The organism is Leclercia sp. M50, from assembly GCF_037150775.1.
In the GTDB taxonomy this organism is placed as follows: Bacteria; Pseudomonadota; Gammaproteobacteria; order Enterobacterales; family Enterobacteriaceae; genus Enterobacter.
Genome location: NZ_JBBCPK010000060.1, coordinates 20,770 through 28,776 on the forward strand (window position 1 = coordinate 20,770; position 8,007 = coordinate 28,776).

Genomic DNA, 8,007 nt, shown 5'->3' on the forward strand with positions numbered 1-8,007 from the left:
TTCTATTGGTATCGCATGAACCCCATCGTAATTAATCGGCTTCAACGGAAGCTGGGCTACACTTTTCAGCATCAGGAGTTGTTGCAACAGGCATTAACCCATCGCAGTGCCAGCAGCAAACACAATGAGCGACTCGAATTTCTGGGCGACTCCATTTTAAGTTTTGTTATTGCGAATGCGCTTTATCACCGTTTCCCGCGTGTGGATGAAGGCGATATGAGCCGCATGCGCGCAACGCTGGTACGTGGCAATACGCTTGCCGAAATTGCCCGTGAATTCGAACTGGGTGAATGCCTGCGACTCGGGCCTGGCGAACTGAAAAGCGGCGGCTTCCGTCGTGAATCTATTCTCGCGGATACGGTCGAAGCGTTAATCGGTGGTGTTTTCCTCGACAGCGATATCCAGACGGTGGAGCAGCTGATCCTGAACTGGTATCAGACGCGTCTGGATGAGATCAGCCCGGGTGATAAACAGAAAGATCCAAAAACCCGTTTGCAGGAGTATTTGCAGGGTCGCCATCTGCCGCTGCCATCTTATCTGGTGGTGCAGGTTCGTGGCGAAGCACACGATCAGGAGTTTACCATCCATTGCCAGGTCAGTGGCCTGAGTGAACCGGTGGTTGGCACAGGTTCAAGCCGTCGTAAGGCGGAACAGGCTGCCGCCGAACAGGCGCTGAAAATGCTGGAGCTGGAATGAGCGAAGAAAAAAGTTATTGTGGATTTATTGCCATCGTTGGACGTCCGAACGTAGGCAAATCAACCCTGCTGAATAATCTGCTGGGGCAAAAGATCTCTATTACCTCCCGCAAGGCGCAGACCACGCGTCACCGCATTGTCGGTATCCATACCGAAGGGGCATATCAGGCGATTTATGTCGATACCCCCGGTCTGCATATGGAAGAGAAGCGCGCCATTAACCGTCTGATGAACAAGGCGGCGAGCAGCTCTATCGGCGACGTTGAGCTGGTGATTTTCGTTGTTGAAGGTACCCGCTGGACGCCGGACGACGAGATGGTGCTGAACAAACTGCGTGACGGTAAAACGCCGGTGATCCTCGCGGTCAACAAAGTGGACAACGTGCAGGAAAAAGCCGATCTGCTGCCGCATCTGCAGTGGCTGGGTAGCCAGATGAACTTCCTCGATATCGTCCCGCTCTCTGCCGAGACCGGTCTGAACGTCGACACCATCGCGGGCATCGTGCGCAAGCATCTGCCGGAAGCGATTCATCACTTCCCGGAAGAGTTCATCACTGACCGTTCTCAGCGCTTTATGGCGTCTGAAATCATTCGCGAAAAGCTGATGCGTTTCCTTGGCGCGGAACTTCCGTACTCTGTCACCGTTGAAATCGAACGTTTCCAGACTAACGAGCGCGGCGGATATGACATCAACGGGCTGATCCTCGTTGAGCGCGAAGGGCAGAAGAAGATGGTGATTGGCAATAAAGGTGCCAAAATCAAAACCATTGGTATCGAAGCCCGTAAGGATATGCAGGAGATGTTCGAAGCGCCGGTTCACCTGGAACTGTGGGTGAAAGTGAAATCTGGCTGGGCCGATGACGAGCGCGCACTGCGCAGTCTTGGTTACGGCGACGACGTATAAGCCACTAAAACGTGGATGGATGGCAAAGAGCCTTTGTCCTTCACAGTCGTCCCTGGAGCGAAACCAGCCTGATGCTGGACGTCTTCACGGAAGAGTCAGGCCGCGTGCGCCTTGTTGCCAAAGGCGCACGTTCTAAACGTTCTAATCTGAAAGGTGCTTTGCAGCCCTTCACACCGCTGCTGGTGCGCTTTGGCGGACGTGGTGAAGTGAAAACCCTGCGCAGTGCTGAAGCCGTCTCTCTGGCGCTCCCTCTCTCTGGTATTACGCTCTACAGCGGTCTGTATGTTAACGAGCTTATTACGCGCGTGCTTGAACATGAGACCCGCTTCTCTGAACTCTTTTTCGATTATCTGCACTGTCTTCAGGCGCTGGCTGGCGTGAGCGGCTCGCCCGAGCCTGTGCTGCGCCGCTTTGAGCTGGCGTTGCTTGGGCACCTGGGGTATGGGGTCGATTTTCTGCACTGTGCGGGCAGCGGTGAGCCGGTAGAGGACACCATGACCTACCGCTATCGCGAAGAGAAGGGCTTTATCGCCAGCGTGGTTATCGACAACAGCACCTTCACCGGGCGGGATCTGCGGGCGCTGGCGGAACGCGAATTTCCGGACGCCAGCACCCTGCGGGCGGCAAAACGCTTTACCCGTATTGCGCTCAAGCCGTATCTTGGTGGCAAGCCCTTAAAGAGCCGCGAATTATTCAGGCAGTTTATGCCAAAGCGTAAATGAACAACGAGAAACCGAGGATTGTCATGGCTGAATTACTGTTAGGCGTCAACATTGACCATATTGCCACGCTGCGCAATGCGCGCGGAACCGCCTATCCTGACCCGGTCCAGGCGGCCTTTATCGCCGAGCAGGCGGGTGCCGACGGCATTACCGTGCATCTGCGCGAGGACCGTCGCCATATTACCGACCGCGATGTGCGCATCCTGCGCCAGACCCTGGACACCCGCATGAATCTGGAGATGGCCGTCACCGAAGAGATGCTGGCGATTGCCGTTGAGACCAAACCGCACTTCTGCTGCCTGGTGCCGGAAAAGCGCCAGGAAGTGACCACCGAAGGCGGGCTGGATGTGGCCGGTCAGCTGGATAAGATGCGTGACGCGTGCAAACGTCTGGCCGATGCCGGGATTTTAGTATCCCTGTTTATCGATGCCGATGAAGCGCAGATCAAAGCCGCCGCCGACGTTGGCGCGCCGTTTATTGAGATCCACACCGGCTGCTACGCCGATGCCGAAGACGAAGCGACCCAGGCGAAAGAGCTCGATCGCATCGCCAAAGCGGCAACCTACGCGGCGGGTCTGGGTCTGAAGGTGAATGCCGGTCACGGTCTGACCTATCATAACGTTAAGGCCATTGCGGCGATCCCGGAGATGCATGAGCTGAACATCGGCCATGCGATTATCGGGCGCGCGGTGATGAGCGGCCTGAAAGAGGCGGTGTCAGAGATGAAGCGTCTGATGCTGGAAGCCCGCAAGTAATGGCTATCCTCGGCTTAGGCACGGATATCGTTGAGATCGCCCGCATCGAAGCGGTGATTGCCCGCAGCGGCGATCGCCTTGCCCGTCGAGTGCTCAGCGATAACGAGTGGGCCATCTGGGAAGCGCACCAGCAACCGGTGCGTTTTCTTGCCAAACGTTTTGCGGTGAAGGAGGCGGCGGCAAAAGCCTTCGGTACCGGCATCCGCAACGGTCTGGCGTTCAATCAGTTCGAAGTCTTTAACGATGAGCTGGGTAAACCGCGCCTCAGGCTGTGGGGCGAGGCGCTAAATCTGGCAGAAAAGCTGGGCGTGGCGCACATGCATGTGACGCTGGCGGATGAACGCCATTACGCCTGCGCCACGGTGATTATCGAAAGTTAAATTTTATCGGCGTGGTGCATCAGAACGAACTTGTCCCACAGCTGCTCTTCCGATTCAGGATGTGCCGGATCTTTCAGGATAGTATTGGGGATCGGGCACACCTTCTGGCAGGTTGGCGTCTCATAATGACCCACGCACTCGGTGCAGCGGTCGCTGTTAATCTCGTAAATGCTCGCTCCCATTGAAATTGCCTGGTTAGGGCATTCGGGTTCGCACATATCGCAATTGATGCATTTTTTGGTGATTAACAGCGCCATCAGGAAATTCTCAGAAACAACACAAACAGGGCGGGCATTATACGCTCATTGTCTGTTCAAACCAGTTTTTTTACCAATGCCTCGCTGTGGCGAATACGTTCCGGAGCATGCTCCAGATCCTGCTGAACCAGCGCCATAAACAGCAGATCGGTCAGCATCATCTGCGCGCTGGTGGACGAGATCGCCGCGCTGCGGGTGGCCTGCTCTTCGGCAATGGTATACAGACAGCGCGTGGCCCGCTGCTGCAGGGCATTGGGAGTAAAGCCGGTGATCGCCAGAATTTTGCCCCCCACGCGCAGCGCTTCATCAGCGGCCAGATTAATCTCGCGGCGTTCGCCAGAATAGGAGAGGGCCAACAGCAGATCGTCAGGCTCCATCGCCTGTACGGTAGCCAACAGGGCATGCATGTCCTGTTCGACAATGGCAATCACACCGATTTTATTCAGCTTCCAGCCGAAGTTACGCGCCACCAGCCCCGAGGCGCCGATGCCGGTTAGGATCACCCGTCTTGCCGCCCGCAGCATGGCCACGCTCTCCAGCAGCTTCTCTTCGCTGTTGACGTCGAGGGTGGCATGCATCGCCGCCACGTTCTCTTTGATGAGCTTTTCCCCGACCAGGCGCATCGGATCGTCGCCGCGGATCTGGTTATGAACCGGCATGGATTGCGGATTCGGGTTGCTGGCCAGCGCCTCGCTGAGTGCCAGTTTCAGGGCGGGGAAACCTTTGAAACCAATCTTTTGCGCGAATTTCACCACGCTTGACTGGCTCACGCCCGCCTCGCTGGCAAGCTGCTGAGAGCTTAAATGGCGGGCACGATCGGGCTGCGAGAGTAAAAAATCCGCCAGCTTTTTATCGCTCTGGGCAAAACCCGCGTATCGCTGGCGGATGCGAATTAGACAGTTCATAGGGACTCCTGGCGAAATGTGATGACTGCAGCAAATGCGAATTCTGCTCGCCTGAATGAATTTTATATTCCATGATAATGCGATTATTATGAATTAAAAATTCTTGAGGTACAAAAAAATGAATCTCGGCTCACTGGTATCAGAATCCCGCAACCCACAAACCCTGGACCTGGACGCACTCTCCACGCTTGACCTTGTTCATCGCTTCAACCAACAGGATACGCTGGTCGCGCAGGCAGTGAAAGAAACATTGCCCGAGGTGGCGAAAGCGGTGGATGCCGCGGCAGATGCGCTGAAAGCGGGGGGACGCATTATCTATATGGGAGCGGGCACCAGCGGGCGTCTGGGGGTGCTGGATGCTTCAGAGTGCCCACCTACCTTCGGCGTACCACATGGCCTGGTGATCGGCCTCATCGCCGGTGGGCCGGGAGCGCTGCTGAAAGCGGTGGAAGGGGCAGAGGACAGCAAGCAGCTCGGTGAAGACGATCTCAAAGCGCTTAACCTGACCGCGCAGGATCTGGTGGTCGGGCTGGCGGCCTCCGGGCGGACGCCGTACGTCATTGGCGGGCTGGAGTATGCGAACCAGACCGGCTGCACTACCGTGGCCATCTCCTGCAATCCAGGTTCACCCATCGCCCAGGTGGCGACGATCGCTATCTCGCCGGTGGTAGGCCCTGAAGCGCTGACCGGCTCCACCCGCCTGAAGTCCGGCACGGCGCAAAAGCTGGTGCTGAATATGATCTCCACCGGGGCAATGGTGAAGTTCGGTAAGGTCTACCAGAACCTGATGGTGGACATGAAAGCGACCAACGTGAAGCTCATTGACCGGGCGTGCCGCATGGTGGTCGAAGCCACAGGGAGCTCCCGCGAAGAGGCGGAAGAGGTGCTGAAACAGACCGGGTACGACGTCAAACCGGCCATTCTGATGATTTTAAGCGGGCTGGATGCCGCTGCGGCGCGCGCCAGGCTTGACGCGCATCAGGGATTCTTACGTGCGGCATTAGAAAACTAAAGAGGCGTACATGGAAAAAACAGTAGCGCTCGCCAGCGGTATTCTTGCGGGGATCGGCGGAGAAAAAAATATACGGCGTCTGGAAAACTGTATGACGCGGGTGAGGGTGGAAGTGCAGGATGACGACAAGCTCGATCCGGCCACCCTGAAAAAACTGCCTGGCGTCAGCGGATACGTAAAGCAGGGGGAGCAGCACCAGCTCATCGTCGGGCCGGGTAAAGCCGCGCAGGTAGTGGATGCCATGCGCTCCCTGATGGGCGGGGCGGTGATTGATGATGCCGAGCGCACCAAAGCGCAGGCAAAAGCGAAATATAAAGCCCCGATGAGCGATGCGCTACGCATGCTGGCAAATGTCTTTATTCCGCTCATTCCGGCCTTTATTGCCTCGGGGCTCATCACCGGCATTATCAATATCCTCAAACGCCCGGACATTGTCGGGGATTTTGCGACCCACTATCCAAACCTGCTCGGGATCCTCGGCATTTTCGGCAGCGCGGTCTTTGCCATCATGAACATTCTGGTGGGGGTTAATACTGCCAAAGTGTTTGGCGGCTCGCAGGCGTTAGGCGGGGTGATGGCCGGCATTCTCTCCAGCCCGCAGCTGGCGCAGATCACCCTGTTCGGTGAAGCGCTGCAGCCGGGGCGCGGCGGGGTGATCGCCGTGTTGCTGGTGGTGGTGCTGATGTGCTGGCTCGAGAAAAAGCTGCGTAATGTCCTGCCAGGCTCTCTGGAGCTGATCCTCAATCCGCTGCTGACCACGCTTATCACCGGCAGTATCGCCATCATCGCCCTGCAGCCGCTGGGAGGCTGGATCTCGGAGTCCATTGCCCACGGTGCCTCCTGGGCTATCGATCGCGGTGGATTCCTGGTGGGGGCGGTGCTGTCGGGCACCTTCCTGCCGCTGGTGCTGACCGGTTTACATCAGGGGCTGGTGCCGATCCACGTTGAGCTGGTGCAGGCGCACGGTTACAACGCCCTGCTGCCTATTCTGGCGATGGCCGGAGTCGGACAGATCGGCGCGGCCATCGCGGTGCTGATGAAAACCCGCAACGCACGCCTGAAAAAGGTAATTAAAGGGGCGCTGCCGGTCGGGCTGCTGGGCATCGGCGAGCCGCTGATTTTTGGCGTCACCCTCCCGCTCGGCAAGCCGTTTATCGGGGCCTGTCTGGGTGGCGCGGTCGGTGGGGCGCTGATCGGTTACTGGAAAGTGGCGACCGTCATCACCTTTGGTATTTCCGGATTACCGCTGGCATTAACCATCGTGACCGGAAAAGTCATGCTCTATCTGTTAGGCTATCTGGTAGCGGTGATCGCCGGGTTCCTGTTTACCTGGCTGTTAGGGTTTAACGATCCAGAGGAGTAAGGTTTGGCAAATAACGAGCGTCGTGTTGTCTTTTTTGACCTGGACGGAACGCTGCATCAGCAGGATATGTTCGGCACCTTTATGCGCTATTTACTGCGCCGACAGCCCCTGAATGCCCTGCTCGTATTGCCCTTGCTGCCAATCATTGGCGGCGTGTTGCTGGTGAAGGGGCGCGCCGCTCGCTGGCCGATGAGCCTGTTGCTGTGGGGGTGTACCTTCGGCCACAGCGAAGCCCGGCTTAAACAGCTGGAGAAAGAGTTTGTCACCTGGTTTCGCAAACATGTCACCGCCTTTCCGGTGGTGCAGGATCGGCTGACAAACTACCTGGACGCCAACGATGCCGACATCTGGCTCATCACCGGCTCGCCGCAGTCGCTGGTGGAACAGGTCTACTTTGATACCCCCTGGCTGCCGCGCGTTAACCTGATCGCCACCCAGATTGGCCGCGCCTATGGCGGCTGGGTGCTGACCATGCGCTGTCTCGGGCATGAGAAGGTAGCACAGTTGGAGAAGAAAATCGGCACTCCGCTGCGGCTCTACAGCGGCTACAGCGACAGCAAACAGGATAACCCGCTGCTCTACTTCTGCCAGCACCGCTGGCGCGTTACGCCGCTGGGCGAACTTCAGCAACTGGAATGATTTTGTGATTATGCATAGCGGGTGTGTATAATGCGCCCGCTTTTCAGACTGGAGTATGCTGCGTTGTCCGACCCTGAACTTAATCATGAATACTGGATGCGCCATGCGCTCCAGCTTGCCCAACGTGCCTGGGATGAAGGCGAAGTCCCGGTCGGTGCCGTGCTGGTGCACAATAATCAGGTGATCGGCGAGGGCTGGAATCGCCCGATTGGTCGCCATGACCCCACCGCCCATGCCGAAATTATGGCCCTGCGCCAGGGCGGACTGGTGCTGCAAAACTACCGCCTGCTGGACACCACCCTGTATGTCACTCTCGAACCTTGCGTCATGTGCTCAGGCGCCATGATCCACAGCCGGATCGGTACAGTGGTGTATG

At 57.3% G+C, this 8,007-nt stretch carries 11 protein-coding genes; 9 read left to right on the forward strand and 2 right to left on the reverse strand.

All coding sequences use genetic code 11. The features are described from left to right. The first annotated feature begins 15 nt into the window (after nucleotides 1-15). Genes rnc through acpS form a run of 5 tightly spaced genes read left to right on the forward strand, consistent with a single transcriptional unit; the run spans nucleotide 16 to nucleotide 3,455 of the window. The gene (rnc, locus tag WFM46_RS15225) at nucleotides 16-696 is read left to right on the forward strand and encodes a ribonuclease III (protein WP_103180753.1); all 681 of its coding nucleotides are present in this window, start codon (nucleotides 16-18) and stop codon (nucleotides 694-696) included. Next, nucleotides 693-1,598 (forward strand): GTPase Era, encoded by a 906-nt coding sequence (era, locus tag WFM46_RS15230; RefSeq protein WP_336997950.1) that lies wholly within the window; start codon nucleotides 693-695, stop codon nucleotides 1,596-1,598. Before rnc ends, era begins: the two co-directional genes overlap by 4 nt. 11 nt (nucleotides 1,599-1,609) lie before the next feature. Beyond that, the gene (recO, locus tag WFM46_RS15235; RefSeq protein ID WP_103180751.1) at nucleotides 1,610-2,320 is read left to right on the forward strand and encodes a DNA repair protein RecO; all 711 of its coding nucleotides are present in this window, start codon (nucleotides 1,610-1,612) and stop codon (nucleotides 2,318-2,320) included. A gap of 23 nt (nucleotides 2,321-2,343) precedes the next feature. Beyond that, nucleotides 2,344-3,075, forward strand: a complete 732-nt coding sequence (gene pdxJ, locus WFM46_RS15240) for a pyridoxine 5'-phosphate synthase (protein WP_103181123.1) — start codon at nucleotides 2,344-2,346, stop codon at nucleotides 3,073-3,075. Further along, complete coding sequence (acpS, locus tag WFM46_RS15245) at nucleotides 3,075-3,455, forward strand: holo-ACP synthase (RefSeq protein ID WP_103824595.1); 381 nt, start codon at nucleotides 3,075-3,077, stop codon at nucleotides 3,453-3,455. Before pdxJ ends, acpS begins: the two co-directional genes overlap by 1 nt. On the opposite strand, the gene WFM46_RS15250 is transcribed toward acpS, so the two are convergent. After that, the gene (locus WFM46_RS15250; protein ID WP_103180749.1) at nucleotides 3,452-3,712 is read right to left on the reverse strand and encodes a YfhL family 4Fe-4S dicluster ferredoxin; all 261 of its coding nucleotides are present in this window, start codon (nucleotides 3,710-3,712) and stop codon (nucleotides 3,452-3,454) included. The genes acpS and WFM46_RS15250 overlap by 4 nt on opposite strands. A 56-nt stretch (nucleotides 3,713-3,768) precedes the next feature. Further along, a complete protein-coding gene (locus WFM46_RS15255; protein WP_039029756.1) occupies nucleotides 3,769-4,617 on the reverse strand; it encodes a MurR/RpiR family transcriptional regulator in 849 nt (282 codons plus the stop codon). A gap of 118 nt (nucleotides 4,618-4,735) precedes the next feature. Between WFM46_RS15255 and murQ the strand changes: the two genes are divergently transcribed. The 4 genes from murQ to tadA all read left to right on the forward strand — a co-directional run. After that, complete coding sequence (gene murQ / locus WFM46_RS15260; protein ID WP_103180748.1) at nucleotides 4,736-5,629, forward strand: N-acetylmuramic acid 6-phosphate etherase; 894 nt, start codon at nucleotides 4,736-4,738, stop codon at nucleotides 5,627-5,629. Between the two features lie 10 nt (nucleotides 5,630-5,639). After that, nucleotides 5,640-6,992: a PTS transporter subunit EIIC gene (locus WFM46_RS15265; RefSeq protein ID WP_103180747.1), complete on the forward strand. Its 1,353-nt coding sequence runs from the start codon at nucleotides 5,640-5,642 to the stop codon at nucleotides 6,990-6,992. A 3-nt stretch (nucleotides 6,993-6,995) separates the two neighbouring features. Next, nucleotides 6,996-7,631 (forward strand): phosphatidylglycerophosphatase C, encoded by a 636-nt coding sequence (yfhb, locus tag WFM46_RS15270; RefSeq protein ID WP_103180746.1) that lies wholly within the window; start codon nucleotides 6,996-6,998, stop codon nucleotides 7,629-7,631. A 30-nt stretch (nucleotides 7,632-7,661) separates the two neighbouring features. After that, the coding region (tadA, locus tag WFM46_RS15275) for a tRNA adenosine(34) deaminase TadA (RefSeq protein ID WP_336997951.1) at nucleotides 7,662-8,007 on the forward strand (346 nt) is incomplete at its 3' end.